The organism is Phycobacter azelaicus (assembly GCF_014884385.1).
Taxonomy (GTDB): domain Bacteria; phylum Pseudomonadota; class Alphaproteobacteria; order Rhodobacterales; family Rhodobacteraceae; genus Phycobacter; species Phycobacter azelaicus.
In genome coordinates this window covers 1,558,930-1,577,553 of sequence record NZ_WKFH01000003.1, presented here as the reverse complement: position 1 = coordinate 1,577,553, position 18,624 = coordinate 1,558,930, and the positions used below count along the sequence as shown (strand labels likewise).

Here is an 18,624-nt window from a genome sequence, read left to right as displayed (position 1 = left end):
TTGAGGCAAAAGACCCCGCAAGTTTAGCGATAACATGAACGAGCGCGTCGCAAAGGGCAGCGCCAGACGGGGACATGAACCATGAGTGACCTACGAAAGACCGCGCTTGCGCTGTTTTCGGCCGCCGTCGAACGCGCCGATCCGGCTCACGCCCTGCGCCAGCAGCTCGCGCAGGCACCACTCGCCCCTGTGCCCGACGGAGGACGCAGCCTGATCCTCGCGGTGGGCAAGGCGGCCATCCCAATGATGCGCGAGGCGCTGGATCACATTCCCGAACCGCGCGCGGCCCTTGTGGTGACAAACCCGGAAAACCTATGCGATCTGCCCGGCGCCAAGGTCATGGCGGGAAGTCATCCCGTACCGGATGAGGCCAGCGCAACCGCTGGGCGCGCTGTGATGGATTTCCTTGCACAGGCGGCGCCACAGGACCGGGTCATCGCACTGATCTCGGGCGGAGGGTCGGCCCTGATGGTCGCGCCCGCGCCGGGGCTGACATTGGCGGACAAATCCGAGGTCGGCCGCCTGCTGCTGGCCTCGGGACTTGAAATCAACGAGATGAACCTGATCCGACAGCAGCTTTCTGACCTCAAGGGCGGCGGGCTCTTGCGCCATGCGGCCCCGGCAGCCGTCACCACCTATATTCTGTCCGATGTCATCGGCGACGATCTGCGCGCCATCGCATCCGGGCCGACAGTGTCGCCCATCGGCACAAAAGCCGAGGCCCGCGCGGTGATGGAGCGCGCGGCGATCTGGGCAGACGCACCCGAAGCCGTCAGGGCGCACCTGTCCTTGCCCGATGATGATGTCGCGCTGCCAGAGGCGGAAAACATCCTGATCGGATCGAACCGCCACAGCCTGTCCGCAATGAAAGACGCAGCAAGCGGATGGGAAGCGCAGATTGTCAGCGACCACCTGACCGGCGACGTGGCCGAGGCCGCGCAAACCGTTCTGGATGCTGCCAGCAACGCCCCAAGTGACAAGCCAGTTGCGCTGATCTTTGGCGGGGAAACCACGGTGCGGCTGAATGGAACAGGCGTTGGCGGTCGCAACCAGGAACTGGCCCTGCGCGTGGCGCGGCTCGGTGCAGAGCGGCTCAGCGGCGACTGGCTCTTCCTGTCTGGGGGTACGGACGGACGCGATGGGCCGACCGATGCTGCGGGCGGTATCGTCGGGCCAGATACCTGGCAGGCCATTCGCGACGCAGGTCAGGATCCCGAGGCTCTGTTGGCGAATAACGACAGCTACGCCGCTCTCAAGGCTGCCGACGCCCTCGTCATGACAGGGGGCACCGGCACGAATGTGGCCGATGTTCAGGTTTTTTTGCGCAAAGCGGATTAAAGATCAATCCGATCCAGATCGTTCAAAAGATCAAGGAGCGCCTCGTACCGCTCTTCCCCCATTTTTTGCCGGGTTCGCTCCACCAAGGCCATGCTGGCCTCGATATTGTCGTCGATGATCTTTTCCCCGGCGGCCGTGATCTTCACGACCTGACGGCGGCGATCGACGGAATCGCGGCTGCGACTGATCAGTTCTTTCTCTTCCAGCTTTTGCAGGATGCGCGTGAGGCTCGGCAATAAGAGACAAGCCTCTTCCGAGATCTGGGTCGGGTCGGTTGGCCCGCTTTCCTGAACGACACGCAAGACACGCCATTGCTGTTCGGTCAGGTTCGAATCGCTCAGAAGTGCGCGGATCGGCCCCATAACCCGTTCACGGGCCCTTAGAAGAGCAATCGGCAAAGAACGGTTGGTCGATGGCAAAGTTCTGGTCATGGGTATTTATCACCTTAAACACCCCACAAGTGCAATTGGATTGCGCGGCTTGACGGTGGCCCTCACATTTGGTACACATGTTAAATAAATGGGAAGGAGCGCTTTCGATGCCCCATATTACGGTGGACTACTCGCCGAACGTGGAAGGCTATGTCGATGTCGCAGGACTGTGCAATGTTCTGCGACTGGCCGCGGCACAGACCGGCGTGCTGCCGTTGGCGGGCATACGGGTGCGGGCCTTCGCTGCAACGCATGTATCGATTGCCGATGGCGATACCCAGCATGGTTACGTTGATATCGCCGTTCGGTTGCGCGGTGGTCGAGATCTGGAGACCCGCAAGCGCGCCACCGCCGAGATCTTTGAGGCCGCGCGCCTTTATCTGGAGCCTGCGATGCAGACCCACTCCCTCGCGCTGTCGTTCGAGATGCGCGACATCGACCCCGATCTTTCCCCCAAATGCGGCACCATCCGCGACCATATGAAGAAGGCAGAGCAGTGATGAGCGATCTGGCCAGCAATATCGAGAAACTCAGCGGCTATCTGGCGCGGTTCAAGGACACCGGCATTCAGAACCGCATTGCCGGGCAGGATGTCGCCGGATCCGGTGGGGTGTTCCAGTCGACCTCTCCGGTGGACAAAAGCGTGATCTGCGATGTGGCGCGCGGCACTGAGAGCGACATCGACCAAGCCGCCGCTGCGGCCAAGGCCGCCTTCCCGGCCTGGCGCGATATGCCCGCCACCGAGCGTCGCAAGATCCTGATCCGCATTGCCGATGCGATTGAAGCCCGCGCCGAGGAAATCGCCCTGTGTGAATGCTGGGACACCGGTCAGGCCCTGCGCTTCATGTCCAAGGCCGCCCTGCGCGGGGCTGAGAATTTCCGCTATTTCGCCGATCAGGTAGTTCAGGCCCGCGACGGCCAGCACCTGAAATCGCCCACCCTGATGAATATCACCACCCGCGTGCCCATCGGCCCGGTGGGGGTGATCACGCCGTGGAACACGCCCTTCATGCTGTCGACCTGGAAGATCGCGCCAGCTTTGGCCGCAGGCTGCACTGTGGTGCACAAACCGGCCGAGGATTCGCCCCTGACCGCGCGCCTGCTGGTCGAGATCGCCGAAGAGGCAGGCCTGCCGCCGGGTGTTCTCAACACCGTCAACGGCTATGGCGAAGACGCAGGAAAACGCCTGACCGAACATCCCGATATCAAGGCCGTCGCCTTTGTTGGCGAAAGCCGCACCGGGAGCCTCATCACCAAGCAGGGCGCCGATACGCTGAAGCGGGTGCACCTGGAGCTGGGCGGCAAGAACCCGGTCATCGTCTTTGACGACGCCGATCTGGATCGCGCGCTGGATGCAGTGATCTTCATGATCTATTCGATCAATGGCGAACGCTGCACCTCTTCCTCGCGCCTTCTGGTGCAGGACAGCATCCGCGACGCATTCGAGGCCAAGCTGGTGGAGCGCGTCAATCGCATCAAGGTCGGGCATCCGCTGGATCCCACCACCGAGATCGGCCCGCTGATCAGCAAAGAGCATTTTGACAAGGTGACCTCTTATTTCGAGATCGCCCGCGAAGATGGCGCCATCATCGCAGCCGGCGGTGAGACTCTGGGCGACGAGGGCTATTTCGTCCGCCCCACCCTGTTCACCGGTGCCAATAACCAGATGCGTATCGCACGAGAGGAGATCTTTGGCCCGGTGCTGACTTCGATCCCGTTCACGACCGAGGAAGAAGCGCTGGAGATCGCCAATGACACGCCCTACGGGCTGACAGGCTATGTCTGGACCAATGATCTGACCCGCGCGCTGCGCTTTACCGACCGGCTGGAAGCAGGGATGATCTGGGTGAACAGCGAAAACGTGCGTCACCTGCCCACCCCCTTTGGCGGGGTCAAAGCCTCCGGCATTGGCCGCGATGGCGGCGACTGGAGTTTCGAGTTCTACATGGAGCAAAAGCACATCGGGTTCGCCACCGGCCAGCACAAGATCGCGCGCCTCGGCGCCTGATCGCCCTTTCGGAAACGCGCGCAATACATTTCGGGAGGAGAGACCCATGGGAGAGATCGTACTCGCCGCCAAGATGACCCACGTGCCCACCATGCTCATGTCCGAGCAGGAGGGTCCCATCAAAGGCACCCGCCAACCCGCCATCGACGGGCACTATGAGATCGCCCGCCGGGCCAAGGCACTGGGGGCCGATACCGTGGTGATCTGCGACACCCATTGGGTGATCAACGCGGGCTTTCACATCAATGCCAACAATCGTTTCGAGGGGCTTTTTACCTCGAACGAGTTCCCGCAGTTCATCCAGAACCTGCCTTACGCCTATGACGGCAACCCCGAGCTGGGCGATGCCATCGCCAAGGAAGCCTCGGACCGGGGCGCCTATACGCTGGCGCATCATCTGGACAGCCTGGAGCTGGAATATGGCACACTCGTTCCAATGCGCTTCATTAGCCGGGAACACGACATGAAGGTCGTCTCCGTCGCAGCCTGGGCCACGGTGCACGGCCATGACGAAAGCCGCGTGGTGGGCGAAGCGATCCGCGCCGCGGTGGAGGCTTCGGACAGCAAGGTGCTGCTGGTCGCCTCAGGCTCGCTCTCACACAAGATCTGGGCCAACAAGGATTACGCCGCCAACAATGGCACCTTCACCATCAGCTCGGAGTTCAACCGCCAGATGGACCTGCATGTGCTGGAGATGTGGAAAAACGGCGATCACGCGACCTTCCTGAAAATGCTCAGCGAATATGCGCAATTCTGCTGCGGTGAAGGCTCGATGCATGACACGGCGATGCTCTATGGCGCGCTGGGATGGGATGCCTATGATGGCAAATGCGAGGTGGTGACGCCCTATTTCCCCAGCTCAGGCACCGGCCAGACAAATGTGATTTTCCCGGTCTAGGCGCCGGTTCAAACAAGGAGGCACCAATGCCCGTTCCCGCCCCCGTACTCTACCCGCCCTTCAACATCCTCCGCCTCAGCCACGTGGAGTACGCGGTGACGGACCTTGCCGCCAGCCGCGCCTTTTACGTGGACACGCTGGGCCTTCAGGTCACCCATGAGGACGACAGCCGCATCTACCTGCGCGCGATGGAGGAACGCGGCCATCACTGCATCGTTCTGGTGCAGGCGGATACGCCGTCGGTGGCGGTTCTGGGCTTCAAACTGTTCGACGAACCCGACCTCGACAAGGCCGCCGAATTCTTTGCCCAAAAGGGCCTGCCGGTGGAGTGGGTCGAGCGCCCGCACATGGGCCGCACATTGCGCACCCGCGATCCCTGGGGCATCCCGCTGGAGTTCTACGTCAAGATGGACCGGCTGGAGCCGATCCACCAGAAGTACAGGCTCTATAACGGGGTAAAACCGCTCCGCATCGACCATTTCAACATGTTCTCGGCCGATGTGGATGCCAGCGTCGCCTTCTACAACGAGATCGGTTTTCGCGTCACCGAATACACCGAGGATGACGACAGCGGCAAAGTCTGGGCCGCCTGGATGCACCGCAAGGGCGGCGTGCATGACGTGGCCTTTACCAATGGGCTTGGCCCGCGTCTGCACCACACCGCCTTTTGGGTGCCGAACCCGCTCAACATCATCGATCTGTTGGACTTGATGGCGACCACCGGCTATGTGGACAATATCGAGCGCGGCCCCGGCCGGCACGGCATCTCCAACGCGTTTTTCCTTTATGTGCGTGACCCGGACGGGCACCGGATCGAGATCTACTGCTCGGATTACCAGACCTGCGATCCCGACCTTGAGCCGATCAAATGGTCCCTCACCGACCCCCAGCGCCAGACCCTATGGGGCGCCCCCGCGCCGCGTAGCTGGTTCGAGGAAGGGTCAAGTTTTGAGGGGGTAGAGCCACAGCCCAGTGCGCTCACCGCGCAGCCGATCATTGCACCGTAGAACAACATCAGGACAGCGACTGACCTTGGGGAGGCGAGAAGCGCCTTCCCAGGGGGAAGGTCAGGCGCGGTCTGGGCCAAGGCCCGAACATTGGAGAATAATTTATGAAATGGGATGAATTCTCAGACTGGGGCCGCAAGGTCGCCGACTGGGCACAGGACTATCACCTGACCGTGGGCGAAAAACCCGTACGCGCCCGCACCGAACCGGGCGAGGTTCTAAATGCTCTGCCAAGCCATCCACCTGAAAGCGGCGAAGGCATGGAGGCGATCTTTGCCGATTTCGAAGAGATCGTGATGCCCGGGATCACCCATTGGCAGCACCCGCGTTTCTTTGCCTATTTCACCTCGAACGCAGCAGCGCCCTCGGTATTGGCGGAATTCCTGGTATCGGCCATCGCGCCGCAATGCATGCTCTGGCAGACCTCCCCGGCGGCGACCGAGATGGAAACCCGGATGATGGACTGGCTGCGTCAGGCGCTGGACCTGCCCGAGCCGTTTCAGGGCGTCATTCAAGACAGCGCATCTTCGGCGACACTGGCCGCCGTGCTGACCATGCGGGAAAAGGCGCTGAACTGGAAAGGCAATCAGGAAGGTCTGTTCGGTCAGAAACCGCTCCGGGTTTATTGCTCATCCGAGGTACATACATCCATCGACCGCGCGATCTGGGTCGCCGGTATCGGCCAGCAGAACCTGGTACGCGTGCCGATCAAGGGCGATTGGCGCGGCATGGACCCCGACGCGCTCGAGGCCGCGATCAAGGCAGACATTGCCGCTGGATTGCAGCCTGCGGGCGTGATCCTCTGCGTGGGTGGCACTGGCACCGGCGCCACCGATCCCGTGGACAAAGTGATGGATGTGGCCGAAAAATACGGGCTTTACACCCATGTGGATGCGGCCTGGGCCGGCTCGGCGATGATCTGCCCCGAGTACCGCCACTACTGGCCGGGGATTGAGCGCGCCGACAGCATCGTCTTCAACCCGCACAAGTGGCTCGGCGCGCAGTTCGACTGCTCGGCCCATTTCCTCAAGAACCCCGACGATCTGGTGCAGACGCTGGCGATCAGCCCCGAGTACCTGAAGACCCACGGCAAGGACGGCATCATCAACTATTCCGAATGGTCGGTGCCGCTGGGCCGCCGCTTCCGCGCGCTGAAGATCTGGTTCCTGATCCGTACCTATGGGCTGGAAGGACTGCGCACCCGCCTGCGCAACCACGTCAACTGGTCGAACCAGCTGCATGACAAGCTCGCCGCCACCCCGGATTTTGAGATCGTGACCCCGCCCATGTGGTCGCTCTGGACCTTCCGCTATGCCCCCGAAGGCGCCACGGATCTGGATGCGCTGAACCTCGCGCTGGTCAATGCCATCAATGACGACGGGCGGATCTACCTGACGCAGACCCGCGTCGATGGCGATCTGGTGATCCGCTTCCAGGCGGGTCAATTCGAAACCACGGAAAGCGACGTGATGATGGCCCATGATGTCATCACCGAAATTGCCGCCAGCCTGACAGAAGGAGCCGATTGATGCGATTTGCCACCTATAGCGCCAATGGCGAGACTTATTACGGCGCCGTCACGGACGAGGGCATGGCCGCCCTGTCGCCCGGTTTCCCCCATTGGCCGACCCTGCGCGATGTGATCGCCGCCGACGGGCTGCATGATCTGGCGGTGGCCGCCAAGGATCATCCCATCACGCACCCGAACGGCACCTTCACCTACCAGATCCCGGTCCCCAACCCGGAAAAGATCATCTGCGTCGGTGTGAACTTCCCCGACCGCAATGCCGAATACAAGGACGGCCAGGACGCGCCGCCGAACATGTCGCTGTTCATCCGTTTTCCGCGTTCTTTCACTGGGCAGGGTCAGCCGCTGATCCGCCCGCCGGAAACCCCGCAGCTGGATTACGAGGGCGAGATCGCAATCGTCATCGGCAAGGGTGGTCGCCGCATCAAGGCCGAGGACGCCTATGACCACATCGCCGCCGTGACCCTTTGCAATGAGGGCACCCTGCGCGACTGGGTGCGCCATGCGAAATTCAACGTCACCCAAGGCAAGAACTGGGACAATTCCGGCGCCATGGGACCGTGGCTGGTGCCGTTCACCTCTGCCGCGCAACTGGATGATGTGCGTCTCACCACCCATGTGAATGGCGAACTGCGCCAGGACGATCGCACCAGCCGGATGCTGTTCCCAATCCGCCGCCAGATCGAATATATCTCGACCTTCACCACGCTGGTGCCCGGCGATGTGATCGTGACCGGCACCCCCACCGGCGCCGGCGCGCGCTTTGACCCGCCCCGCTTCCTGGAACCCGGTGACGTGATCGAGGTGGAGGCCGAGGGCATTGGCAAGCTGACCAACACGGTGGAGGATGAGGCATGACCCCCGACCAGCACCTTGAGGCCGCTGCGCGTCTGCTGAAGGCCGAAGAAACCGGCCAGCAATGCGGGCTCTTGTCCCTCGCCTACCCCGGCATGACGCTGGAGGACGCCTACGGCGTGCAAAAGGCGCTGGTGGCGCAAAAGCTGGCGCAGGGACGCCGCAAGATCGGCTGGAAAATTGGCCTCACCAGCCGCGCCATGCAGCAGGCGCTGAACATCACAACGCCCGACAGCGGCGTGTTGCTCGATGATATGGCATTTGAAACTGGCGGCACTGTTCCGGCCGGCCGCTTCATCCAACCGCGCGTCGAGGCCGAGATCGCATTTGTGATGAAGGCGCCCCTTGCAGGTGCCGACTGCACGCGCGAGGAGGTGATTGCCGCAACGGACCATGTGGCGCCCTCGCTGGAAATCCTCGACACCCGCATCCTGCGCGCCGATCCCGCCACCGGGCAAGCCCGTATCATCACCGACACCATCAGCGACAATGCCGCCAATGCGGGCGTGGTGCTGGGCAACCAGCGGCACGACATCGACGCGCATGATCTGCGCTGGGTCGGCGCCATCGTCACCCGCGACGGCACGGTGGAGGAGACAGGCCTGGGCGCCGGGGTGCTGAACGATCCCGTCACCTCCGTGTTGTGGCTGGCGCGCCGCATGGCGGAATATGGACAACAGATCGAAGCCGGGGATATCGTCCTATCGGGGTCGTTCATCCGGCCCATCGAATGCCCGCCGGGCAGCGAGATCACCGCCGATTTCGGCTCCTTCGGCCGTGTCGCCATCACATTCGCCTGACCGCCCATACCTGACCAACGAGGTTTTCCATGCCCGCACCCAAGAACCACTTCAAACAGGCCCTCGCCGACGGCAAACGCCAGATCGGCTGCTGGATGAGCTTTGCCGAACCCTCCGTGGCCGAGATCATGGGCACCTGCGGCTTTGACTGGCTCGTGGTGGATGGAGAGCACGCCCCCAATGACATCCGCTCGATCCGCGATCAACTGATTGCACTGGAAGCCTCGGACAGCCACCCGGTGGTGCGCGTGCCGATTGGCGAGACCTGGATCATCAAGCAGGTGCTCGATGCGGGCGCACAAACCGTGCTGGTGCCCATCGTAGAAAGCGCCGAACAGGCCGAGGAACTGGTACGCGCCTGCAAATACCCGCCGCATGGCACCCGCGGTGTGGGGGCTGCAGGGGCACGGGCCAGTCGGTTCGGCTCGGTCAGCGAATATATCCAGACGGCGGATCAGGAAGTCTGCCTGCTGGTGCAGGTGGAAAACCGCGCCGGCATCGCGGCACTTGATGATATCCTGAAGGTCGAAGGCATCGACGGCGTCTTCATCGGCCCCGCAGATCTGTCCACCGACATGGGCCATCAGGGCAATGCCGCCCACCCCGAGGTGCGCGCTGTGATCAAGGGCGCGCTGGAACATATCCGCGCCGCCGGAAAGGCACCCGGCATCCTGGGCGTCACCGAAGAGGCCACGCAGGCCTATTTCGACATGGGCGCGCAGTTCCTTGCCGTGGGGCTGGACGTGTTGATCCTGGCGCAGAACGCCCGCAAGCTAGCCGCAGACTGGAAGACGCGCTAGGCTGCAACGGCGTCGCCCTGCGCTGCCACCACACGGGCGGCGCGGAGCGATACGTATTTCCCTGCAATTGACCGGTTTCCCCCTGCCCCGCTAGCCTGAGCGCACAGGAGAATGACCGCGTAAGAGGCCCTTGGACATCTCAGGGCAGGCCCGCGCGGCATCAGGGAGGACAGCTATGAAACGCGCAATTCTTGCGGGTATGGTGTCGGCGCTCGCCTTGGCTTCGGCCGCAGCCGCAGACATCAAGATCGCCCATATCTATGGCAAGACCGGCCCCTTCGAGGCCTATGCAAAACAGTCTCATGACGGGCTGATGCTGGGGCTGGAATACGCCACCGACGGCACCATGCAGATCAACGGCGAAAAGATCGTCGTGATCGAAAAGGACACCCAGCTGAAGCCGGAAAACGGCAAGGCCCTGCTGGAAGAGGCCTATGGCGATGACGAGGTAGATCTGGCGATTGGCCCGGTCAGCTCGGGCGTGGCGCTGGCGATGCTGCCGGTGGCCGAGGAGTACGAGAAGCTCTTGATCGTCGAGCCTGCAGTGGCCGACAGTATCACCGGCTCCAACTGGAACCGCTATGTCTTCCGCACTTCGCGCAACTCGTCCCAGGATGCGGTGTCTAACGCCATCGCGCTGGCCGGTGAGAACGTCCATATCGCAACCCTCGCGCAGGATTATGCCTTTGGCCGCGACGGTATCGCCGCCTTCAAGGAAGCGCTGGAAAGTGTCGGCAGCGGCGTTGCGCATGAGGAATACGTGCCCACCGACACCACCGATTTCACTGCGGCCGCCGAACGGATCTTCAACGCGATGAAGGATCTGGACGGTGAGAAGAAGCTCTTTGTGATCTGGGCCGGCGGCGGCAACCCGATGAGCAAGATCAACGCCATGGACCCCAGCCGGTTCGGCATCGAACTGGCCACCGGCGGCAACATCCTTGCGGCGATGAAGGGCTACAAGGAATTCCCCGGCATGGAAGGCGCCACCTATTACTACTATGAGATCCCGCAGAATCCGGTGAACGACTGGCTGGTGAAAGAGCACAAGGCCCGTTTTGGCACCCCGCCCGATTTCTTCACCGCAGGCGGCATGACAGCCGGTATCGCGGCGGTCGAAGCGATCAAAAAGGCCGGCTCCACCGACACCGAAGAGCTGATCACCGCTATGGAAGGCATGGAATGGGAAAGCCCCAAGGGCACCATGATGTTCCGCGCCGAAGACCACCAGGCGCTGCAGCCCATGTATCACTTCCGAATCAAGGTCGAGGACGGTGTCGACTGGGCGATCCCCGAATTGGTGCGTGAGCTGAAGATCGAAGATCTGCCGATCCCGGTCCGCAACTAAACACCTGACGATATGGACGGTCCGGGGTCCTGCCTCGGGCCGTTCCTGTCCGGCATGGCCATCCCGCGGTGGCCCATTTCCGCAGCCTTGGGCGTTTCCCATCTCGCGGACAGACCAGAGACTGACATGACCACCTCTCCCATACTCTGCACCACAGACCTGACCGTGCGGTTCGGCGGCCATGTGGCGGTCGATGCGGTGACCTGCGACTTTCACGCCGGTCAACTGACCGCCATCGTCGGCCCCAATGGCGCGGGCAAGACGACCTATTTCAACCTGATCTCGGGTCAGATCCCCGCCAGCGCCGGGCGCGTCTTTCTGAAAGGGCGCGACATTGGCAGCATGTCGGTCTCATCCCGCACCCGCGCCGGGATTGGCCGTGCCTTTCAGCTCACGAACCTTTTCCCGAACCTTTCGGTGCTGGAGAACGTGCGCCTTGTGGTGCAAGCCAAATCGGGGCGCAGCTTCAACCTCTGGTCCATGGTCTCGGGCCATCAGGACCTGACCGATCAGGCCGAGGCGATCCTGCGTCGCGTGCGCCTGCTGGAGCAGCGTCATCAGGTGGTTTCGGAACTCTCACACGGCAACCAGCGCAAGCTGGAAGTGGCCCTGCTGATCGCGCTGGATCCTGCTGTCTACATGTTTGATGAGCCCACGGCGGGCATGAGCGTCGATGAGGCGCCGGTGGTGCTTGATCTGATCGAGGAACTCAAAGACCAGCGTGACCGCACGATCCTCTTGGTGGAACACAAGATGGACGTGATCCGCACCCTCGCAGACCGCATCATCGTGCTGCACAACGGCGCGCTGGCCGCCGATGGGCCGCCTGCCGAGGTCATGGCCTCGGATGTGGTGCAAGAAGCCTATATGGGCCGCGGTCTGGAAGGAGTGCTGGCAGATGTCTGATCCGATCCTGAAACTCGAAGGCGTCTATACCAACATCGCCCAGTACCACATCCTGCAAGGGGTCGACCTTGAGGTGCCACGCGGCGCTGTGACCATGCTTTTGGGGCGCAATGGCGTGGGCAAGACCACAACCCTGCGCACCGTGATCGGCCACTGGCGCGCCCATCAGGGACGCATTCTGTTCGATGGTGAGGACATTACAAAGATGCCCACCCCGGCGATTGCCCGCATGGGCCTTGGGTTCGTGCCCGAGGATATGGGCATCTTTGCCGATCTCACGGTTGAGGAGAACATGGTGCTGGCCGCCGCCTCCGGTCCGATCAATTCGGCTCGGCTCGACTGGATCTTCGCTGCCTTCCCGCCGCTGAAGACTTTCTGGAAATCGGACGCCGGAACCCTTTCGGGCGGGCAGAAACAGATGCTCTCCATCGCACGCGCCATGGTCGAGGAGCGCAAGCTCTACTTGATCGATGAACCGACCAAGGGGCTGGCCCCTGCCATCATCTCCACCATGGCCCGCGCGCTGAAGGACCTGAAGGATCAGGGTGCCTCGGTCCTGCTGGTGGAACAGAACTTTGCCGTCGCCAAGGCGCTGGGGGACAGCGCCAATGTGATGGACGACGGGCGCATGATCTGGTCCGGCCAGATGCAGGAATTGGCAACGGATGCCGCCCTGCAAGAACGCCTTATGGGCCTCAGCCTGGAGGCGCATTGATGACCGCTCGTTTCGCCCCGCTTCCCGCAACCGCACTTCGTGAGGCCTAAGATGACCGCCGCACCTGAACACGCCCCCAAGATGGCAGAGGCCAGCTTGCGCGACCGCATTGCGCCGCATATGCCGGTCCTGCTGGTTCCGCTCATTGCCATTGCCGGGTTCATCGCCATCCAGAACCCCTCCAGCTGGCTGACGCTGACGGTATCGGGGCTGGCCATGGGGATGATGATCTTCATCATGGCCTCAGGCCTGACGCTGGTTTTTGGCCTGATGGATGTGATCAACTTTGGCCATGGGGCTTTTGTCTCGGTCGGGGCCTTTGTCGGCATCTCTGTGCTGATGCTGCTGGGCCATATGACCGAGGCCCCTCCTTGATGCTGAACCTCGGCGCAATCCTGCTGGCGGTGATCGGCGCCATGCTGGCCACCGGGCTGATGGGCTGGGCCTTTGAAAAGGTGATCGTAGAGCCGGTTTATGGCCATCACCTGAAACAGATCCTTGTCACCATGGGCGGCCTCATCGTGGTCGAGCAGCTGATCATCGTTCTATGGGGCCCCGAGGAGATCTACATCCTGCGCCCCGAAGCACTGAAAGGCGCCATCACCTTTGCAGGGGCAGCCATCGAGAAATACCGTCTGGTGGCGGTGGGCGTCGGCCTTGTGGTCTTCCTGGCAATGCGCTGGGTGCTGCGGCGCACCAAGATCGGGTTGATCGTGCGGGCCGGCGTCGAAAATGGAGAGATGGTCCAGGCGCTTGGCTACCGACTGCGGCTGGTGTTCGTCGGCGTCTTCATCGCAGGCTCTGCTCTGGCGGGTCTCGGCGGCGTGATGTGGGGCCTCTACCAGGAAGTGATCACCGCCCATATGGGCAATCACGCGATGATCCTGATCTTCATCGTGGTGATCATTGGAGGGCTCGGCTCGGTCGAAGGCTGCTTTATCGGTGCGCTTCTGGTCGGTCTTTTGCAAAACTACATCGCCTTTCTGGAACCCAAGGCCGCGCTGATTTCCAACATCGCCCTGATGGTTGCCATCCTGATGTGGCGCCCCATGGGCATGATCCCGGTGGTAAAAGCAAAATGATACGCACGCTTCTTTCGGGCGATACGCCCCGGTCCCTCCCGCTGGCGCTGATCCTTGGCGTGATCCTGATCAGCCTCGCGCTGGCGCCCTTCCTCTTTCCCGGCGTGCGCACGGTCGACACGGCAGCGCGGATCTGCGTCTTCATCGTGTTGGTCGCGAGCTATGACCTTTTGCTGGGCTACGGCGGGATCGTCAGCTTTGCCCATACCATGTTCTTTGGCATCGGGGCCTATGGGGTCGCGCTGGCCTCAACCCATATGGGACGCGGGTTTGACTCCATCGCTGTTGGTGCCGTCGCGGGCGCCATGCTGGCTGCTGCCCTGACGCTGGTGATCGGTCTCTTTTCCCTAAGGGTGCGGGCGATCTTCTTTGCGATGATCACGCTCGCCGTCGCCTCGGCCGTGGCTGTTCTGGTCAGCCAGCTCTCAAGCCTGACCGGCGGCGAGGACGGGCTGACCTTCAAGACTCCGCGGGAGCTGGGACCGGCCTTCAAATTCGGCAAGGAGACCTTTGACGGCGTGCTCTTTGGCGTGAAGCTGAACGGGAAACTGCTGGCCTACTACTTCATCTTCTTCGGCGCGCTGGTGCTGTTCCTCGGTCTGTTGCGGGTGGTGAATTCACCCTTTGGCCGGGTGCTGCAAGCCATCCGAGAGAACGATTTCCGGGCCGAAGCAATCGGCTATCGCGTGGTCTACTACCGCGTTGCGGCCACCTGCCTTTCGGCAGCGGTCGCCGCGCTGGCTGGATCTCTCTACGCGGTCTGGCTGCGCTATGTGGGGCCGGACACCTCCCTGTCGATGGAGATCATGATCGATATCCTTTTGATGGTAGTGATTGGTGGCATGGGCACCATGTATGGCGCAGTGATCGGCGCGACACTCTTCGTTCTGGCGCAAAACTACCTGCAGAACCTGATGGGCGCCGCATCCGAACTGACAAGCGGGCTGCCGCTGGTGCCGGAGCTTCTGAACGCGGATCGGTGGCTGTTGTGGCTGGGCGTCTTGTTCATTCTCAGCGTCTATTTCTTCCCGACCGGTATCGTCGGACGCCTGCGCAACAACGGATAGGGCAGCTCTTAAAGGAAAGAAAAGCTCTCCCTCGCCCGCCGGGTGCCGTGGCTGCGCTACAACACCCGAAGCGGCCTTGGGCCCGGCGCCGCTGAAGGGGCGCGGCCGCACGCCTTGGACATTCGGGTCAAGGGCGGCTTGCCGTTGTCCCGAAAGAGAACAAACAATGGATCTGGCGTCTTGAGAGGAAAAAATGCCCCTCAAGGCGCCTCTTAGCAGAATTCAGCGCCGCGCTAGCGGCGCTATGCCAAACAAAAGGGGACCGGATCTTTGTGAGTTACCCCCAGCAAATCGAACACGGACGTAAACTACGATTTCTTGTCTACTGATCTTCGACGAGAAGGGGATGAGCGTTGTCGGGACGGAGGAATCATTCGCCGGATTTCAAGGCGAAGGTGACGCTGAATCTGATGCGGATGCGTCAGGTCGATCGCCCCGGTCCTCCGTTGGCGGCAAACCAGCAGCTGTGATCTACTGGCTGAGACAAGACCCAACCCGATCAGCAGGAGCAGAGAGTGGCTAAACTTACGCCGAAAACTGCCGGAACATTGGGGAGTAGCTCAGACACGACCCTACTGAGCGCGAACCGCCACGCCAATCTGCGATCTTTGGCGCTTCCCGTAAACAACAACAGGGCGCCGTGAGAGCGCGGCACCCTGTTCAAAATTGCAATCATGAGATACAGGTCTTCGAAGCCGCCAACCACAGGGTCAGGGTAGGGATGTTACCGCCAGGGCCACGGGGGGCGGTGCAGCCGGCGGTTAAGGCGGAAGCTGGCCCAGTGGTCAGCGGCTTCTCAGACAGGTCAGGGTCCGTGGACCCCTTTGGAGTAGTTCCAAGTTACCCCTAGAACTGTGCCGCGCCTATCTGACCAAAGGGTCCGAAATGGCGCTCTTTTCCGTAGTACACTCTCCAAAAGGATAGGCCGCACGAAGCCACTGAAAGTCAGTTGCGCACCGGGAGTTTGCGTACCTTGCGCGTCGGCGCTGATTGCTTGAAACGCTTTTCCAGATCCTCGGACGGGTAGCCCAGAAAACTGCAGGTGCAGATCTGAACGTGGCTGTGGCCATCGTAGAGATGCATGTGACCCTTGGACCGCTTCATGTAAAACCCCTTGGCCTGAAGTGCGCTGCGCAGATCCGACCAACTGGTTGCGCTTTCAAAGACCGGAGCCAGCGAAATGCGCAGCTGAATGACCATCTCCGTATCCAGCCTGCTTTGATCGCAGGCACTGGACCATGCGGTCTGTGCCATGGCGGCATCGCCGGTTGTAACTGTTTCGCGTTCAAAATCCTGAGAGTACATGGCAGCGTTCCTCGATATCTCTGACCCCTTCAAGCATGGTCTTGTTTGTGACCAGAATGGGGCCTCCGAAGACGCAAATGGGGCCACTTCTTGCGAAATGGCCCCAGTTTTATTGGTATTTGGTGCAAGTTGCGCGGCAACTTACCCTTTCTTCAAGACCTCACGGCCCAGGAGTTCGGCGATCTGAACGGCGTTCAGCGCAGCGCCTTTGCGCAGGTTGTCACTGACACACCACAGGTTCAGACCATTGTCGATGGTGCTGTCCTGACGGATGCGGCTGATGAAGGTGGCATAGTCGCCGACGCATTCCACCGGCGTCACGTAACCGCCATCCTCGCGCTTGTCGATCACCATGATGCCCGGCGCCTCGCGCAGGATGTCACGCGCTTCGTCTTCATCAAGGTGATCTTCGAACTCGATATTGATCGATTCGGAGTGACCGACAAAGACCGGTACGCGCACGCAGGTCGCGGTGACCTTGATGGCGGGGTCGACGATCTTCTTGGTCTCGGCGACCATCTTCCACTCTTCCTTGGTCGAGCCGTCTTCCATGAAAACGTCGATATGCGGAATCACGTTGAAGGCGATCTGCTTGGTGTAGACCTTTGGCGGCACTTCCTGCGTGGGGTTGTAGACCGCCTTGGTCTGGTCCCACAGCTCATCGATGGCGTCCTTGCCCGAGCCCGACACCGACTGATAGGTGCTGACGATCACGCGCTTGATCTTGGCGCGGTCGTGCAGCGGCTTCAGCGCCACGACCATCTGCGCGGTCGAACAGTTCGGGTTGGCGATGATGTTCTTCTTTCCATAGCCATGCACCGCTTCGGGGTTCACTTCGGGCACGATCAGCGGAATGTCCGGGTCGTAACGGTAAAGCGAGGAATTATCGATCACCACGCAACCCGCAGCCGCCGCCTTGGGCGCATACTTCTTGGTCGCGTCCGAGCCAATGGCAAACAGCGCCATGTCCCAGCCGGTGAAATCGAAAGTGTCCAGATCCTGGGTGGTGAGGGTCTTGTCGCCGAAAGTGACTTCGGTCCCCAGGGATTTGCGGCTTGCCAGAACGGCAACCTCATCCGCAGGGAACTGGCGCTCGGCCAGAATGTTCAGCATTTCGCGGCCCACGTTACCCGTGGCACCCGCGATGACGACGCGATAACCCATAATAGTTTCTCCAGTTTTGCCCGGCCTCGTGGCCGGCTGCGGTGTCATATAGGGATTGACGCAGGATTTAAAGGGGCTGCGTAAGACATGGACATGTCAGTCGAGGCTGTCGCGACTGAACAGGTAGATAAGGCAGCCAATCAAAAGCGTGGCCGCAAAGAAGGCGAAGAGCGCGACATAGGGTGCAGCGGCATCTGCCGACCTGGCTATCTGCGCATGGATGCGCCCGCTGACAAACTGCATCAGCCCGACACCCCCGATGCCAAAGAAGTTCAAGAGCGTCACACCCCGCCCAACCAGATGCGGCGGTACAAAGGCGCGGCCATGGGCAATCACCACGGGAAAGGATGCGCCAAAGAACCCGATGCCTGCCATCATCGCGATGGGAGCCCAGACCGGCGCCTGCGGCCACAGAATCAACACCCCCAAAAGCACGACCACCGCCATGCTGCCTCCCCAGATCAGCCATTTGCGCGTGCCTAGAACGCGGTCAAGCGGTCCATAGGCAAAAGTGCCAAGGATCATTGCTGCCCCCATGACAAGGGTCACCAGACCGATCTGGCTGGTGTCCATCCCATGCACATCGCTGAAATACGGGCCGATCCAAAGGCCCCGGATGGCGGCAACCGGCGCATAGCTGACCAGCATGATGGGAAAGATCGCCCAGAGGACCGGCAGCCTCAGCAGATCCAGAACAGATCCTTTCTGCTCGGAAATGATGCGCGGCGGATCTTTGACCGTCAGCCAGATCCCGGCAGCCACCGACGCCGATATGACCGCCAGCCCAGCCAGAGTTGCCCGCCAGCCTACTAGCTCCACCGCCAGAGCCGTCGGGTAAGAAGCAACCAGATTTCCTGCCGAGCCCACGCCCAGCATCACCGCAGCAAGGGTTGCAAACCGCGCGGGAGGATACTCACGCGCGAAGATGTAATAGGAGGCCATCAGAACCGGCGAGCAGCCAATTCCGATCAGGAACATGGCGATTGAGACATGAGCGGGCGCACTCGCCAGGGCGAATACAAGGGCACCGCCGCCGCCGCCCAGAACCAAAAGCACAGCAGCACTGCGTCGTGGGCCAATCTGATCCAGCGCCCAGCCCACGGGCAGCTGCAAGGCCGCGAAGGCCAGAAACCACATGCCGGAGGCAAATGCCAGATCGTCTGCCCCCGCGCCGATATCCTCTGCCAGGACTGGAGACAGAACCGCCAGGAAGGCGCGGAAAAACTGGCTCAGCACATAGGCCAGGCACAGCAAGATTAACCCCGCCTGCATCCGCTCACTCCTCCCTAATCGCGCGACGTCATCAAGAGATGCGCGACAAAACTACTCATACCTGCTTGCATGGGCGGACAATCATCACAGTTCAATAGCA

General features: G+C 61.5%; 17 protein-coding genes and 1 pseudogene. 14 read left to right on the top strand and 4 right to left on the bottom strand.

The genetic code is table 11. From position 1 onward, the window contains the following. Nucleotides 1–81 precede the first annotated feature (81 nt). Nucleotides 82–1,338, top strand: a complete 1,257-nt coding sequence (locus INS80_RS08540; protein ID WP_192965222.1) for a glycerate kinase type-2 family protein — start codon at nt 82–84, stop codon at nt 1,336–1,338. On the opposite strand, the gene hpaR is transcribed toward INS80_RS08540, so the two are convergent. Next, the gene (gene hpaR, locus INS80_RS08535; RefSeq protein ID WP_192965221.1) at nt 1,335–1,769 is read right to left on the bottom strand and encodes a homoprotocatechuate degradation operon regulator HpaR; all 435 of its coding nucleotides are present in this window, start codon (nt 1,767–1,769) and stop codon (nt 1,335–1,337) included. The genes INS80_RS08540 and hpaR overlap by 4 nt on opposite strands. A gap of 107 nt (nt 1,770–1,876) precedes the next feature. Here hpaR and INS80_RS08530 point away from each other — a divergent pair, with 107 nt between their 5' ends. The 13 genes and pseudogenes from INS80_RS08530 (at nt 1,877) to INS80_RS08470 (ending at nt 14,783) form a co-directional block, all read left to right on the top strand. Beyond that, nucleotides 1,877–2,269, top strand: coding sequence for a 5-carboxymethyl-2-hydroxymuconate isomerase (locus tag INS80_RS08530; protein ID WP_192965220.1), 393 nt, complete (start codon nt 1,877–1,879; stop codon nt 2,267–2,269). Then, nucleotides 2,269–3,777, top strand: coding sequence for a 5-carboxymethyl-2-hydroxymuconate semialdehyde dehydrogenase (gene hpaE, locus INS80_RS08525; protein ID WP_192965219.1), 1,509 nt, complete (start codon nt 2,269–2,271; stop codon nt 3,775–3,777). The genes INS80_RS08530 and hpaE overlap by 1 nt, the downstream gene beginning before the upstream one ends. Nucleotides 3,778–3,823: 46 nt before the next feature. Then, on the top strand, nt 3,824–4,675 hold the full coding sequence (hpaD, locus tag INS80_RS08520; protein WP_192965218.1) for a 3,4-dihydroxyphenylacetate 2,3-dioxygenase: 852 nt from the start codon (nt 3,824–3,826) through the stop codon (nt 4,673–4,675). 26 nt (nt 4,676–4,701) lie between these two features. Further along, entirely contained in the window at nt 4,702–5,682 is a 981-nt protein-coding gene (hpaD, locus tag INS80_RS08515; RefSeq protein ID WP_192965217.1) for a 3,4-dihydroxyphenylacetate 2,3-dioxygenase, read from the top strand. A 104-nt stretch (nt 5,683–5,786) separates the two neighbouring features. After that, complete coding sequence (locus tag INS80_RS08510; RefSeq protein WP_192965216.1) at nt 5,787–7,211, top strand: pyridoxal phosphate-dependent decarboxylase family protein; 1,425 nt, start codon at nt 5,787–5,789, stop codon at nt 7,209–7,211. Continuing rightward, nucleotides 7,211–8,068 carry a fumarylacetoacetate hydrolase family protein gene (locus INS80_RS08505; RefSeq protein WP_192965215.1) on the top strand — a complete coding sequence of 286 codons (858 nt, stop codon included), beginning with the start codon at nt 7,211–7,213 and terminating at the stop codon, nt 8,066–8,068. Before INS80_RS08510 ends, INS80_RS08505 begins: the two co-directional genes overlap by 1 nt. Next, complete coding sequence (hpaH, locus tag INS80_RS08500; protein WP_192965214.1) at nt 8,065–8,865, top strand: 2-oxo-hept-4-ene-1,7-dioate hydratase; 801 nt, start codon at nt 8,065–8,067, stop codon at nt 8,863–8,865. The genes INS80_RS08505 and hpaH overlap by 4 nt, the downstream gene beginning before the upstream one ends. Before the next feature lie 29 nt (nt 8,866–8,894). Beyond that, the gene (locus INS80_RS08495; RefSeq protein WP_192965213.1) at nt 8,895–9,665 is read left to right on the top strand and encodes an HpcH/HpaI aldolase family protein; all 771 of its coding nucleotides are present in this window, start codon (nt 8,895–8,897) and stop codon (nt 9,663–9,665) included. Nucleotides 9,666–9,840: 175 nt separating this feature from the next. Further along, nucleotides 9,841–11,013 (top strand): substrate-binding domain-containing protein, encoded by a 1,173-nt coding sequence (locus tag INS80_RS08490; RefSeq protein ID WP_192965212.1) that lies wholly within the window; start codon nt 9,841–9,843, stop codon nt 11,011–11,013. Nucleotides 11,014–11,139: 126 nt separating this feature from the next. After that, a complete protein-coding gene (locus INS80_RS08485) occupies nt 11,140–11,919 on the top strand; it encodes an ABC transporter ATP-binding protein (RefSeq protein WP_192965211.1) in 780 nt (259 codons plus the stop codon). Beyond that, entirely contained in the window at nt 11,912–12,634 is a 723-nt protein-coding gene (locus INS80_RS08480; RefSeq protein ID WP_192965210.1) for an ABC transporter ATP-binding protein, read from the top strand. Before INS80_RS08485 ends, INS80_RS08480 begins: the two co-directional genes overlap by 8 nt. Nucleotides 12,635–12,685: 51 nt before the next feature. Then, nucleotides 12,686–13,716 (top strand): annotated as a pseudogene (locus INS80_RS08475) (branched-chain amino acid ABC transporter permease). Next, the gene (locus INS80_RS08470; protein WP_192965209.1) at nt 13,713–14,783 is read left to right on the top strand and encodes a branched-chain amino acid ABC transporter permease; all 1,071 of its coding nucleotides are present in this window, start codon (nt 13,713–13,715) and stop codon (nt 14,781–14,783) included. Before INS80_RS08475 ends, INS80_RS08470 begins: the two are co-directional and overlap by 4 nt. Nucleotides 14,784–15,728: 945 nt before the next feature. On the opposite strand, the gene INS80_RS08465 is transcribed toward INS80_RS08470, so the two are convergent. From INS80_RS08465 to INS80_RS08455, 3 genes are all read right to left on the bottom strand, one after another. Beyond that, complete coding sequence (locus INS80_RS08465) at nt 15,729–16,088, bottom strand: aspartate-semialdehyde dehydrogenase (RefSeq protein ID WP_192965208.1); 360 nt, start codon at nt 16,086–16,088, stop codon at nt 15,729–15,731. 141 nt (nt 16,089–16,229) lie between these two features. Next, entirely contained in the window at nt 16,230–17,252 is a 1,023-nt protein-coding gene (locus INS80_RS08460; protein ID WP_192965207.1) for an aspartate-semialdehyde dehydrogenase, read from the bottom strand. 96 nt (nt 17,253–17,348) lie between these two features. After that, on the bottom strand, nt 17,349–18,524 hold the full coding sequence (locus INS80_RS08455) for an MFS transporter (protein ID WP_192965206.1): 1,176 nt from the start codon (nt 18,522–18,524) through the stop codon (nt 17,349–17,351). Between the last annotated feature and the right edge of the window lie 100 nt (nt 18,525–18,624).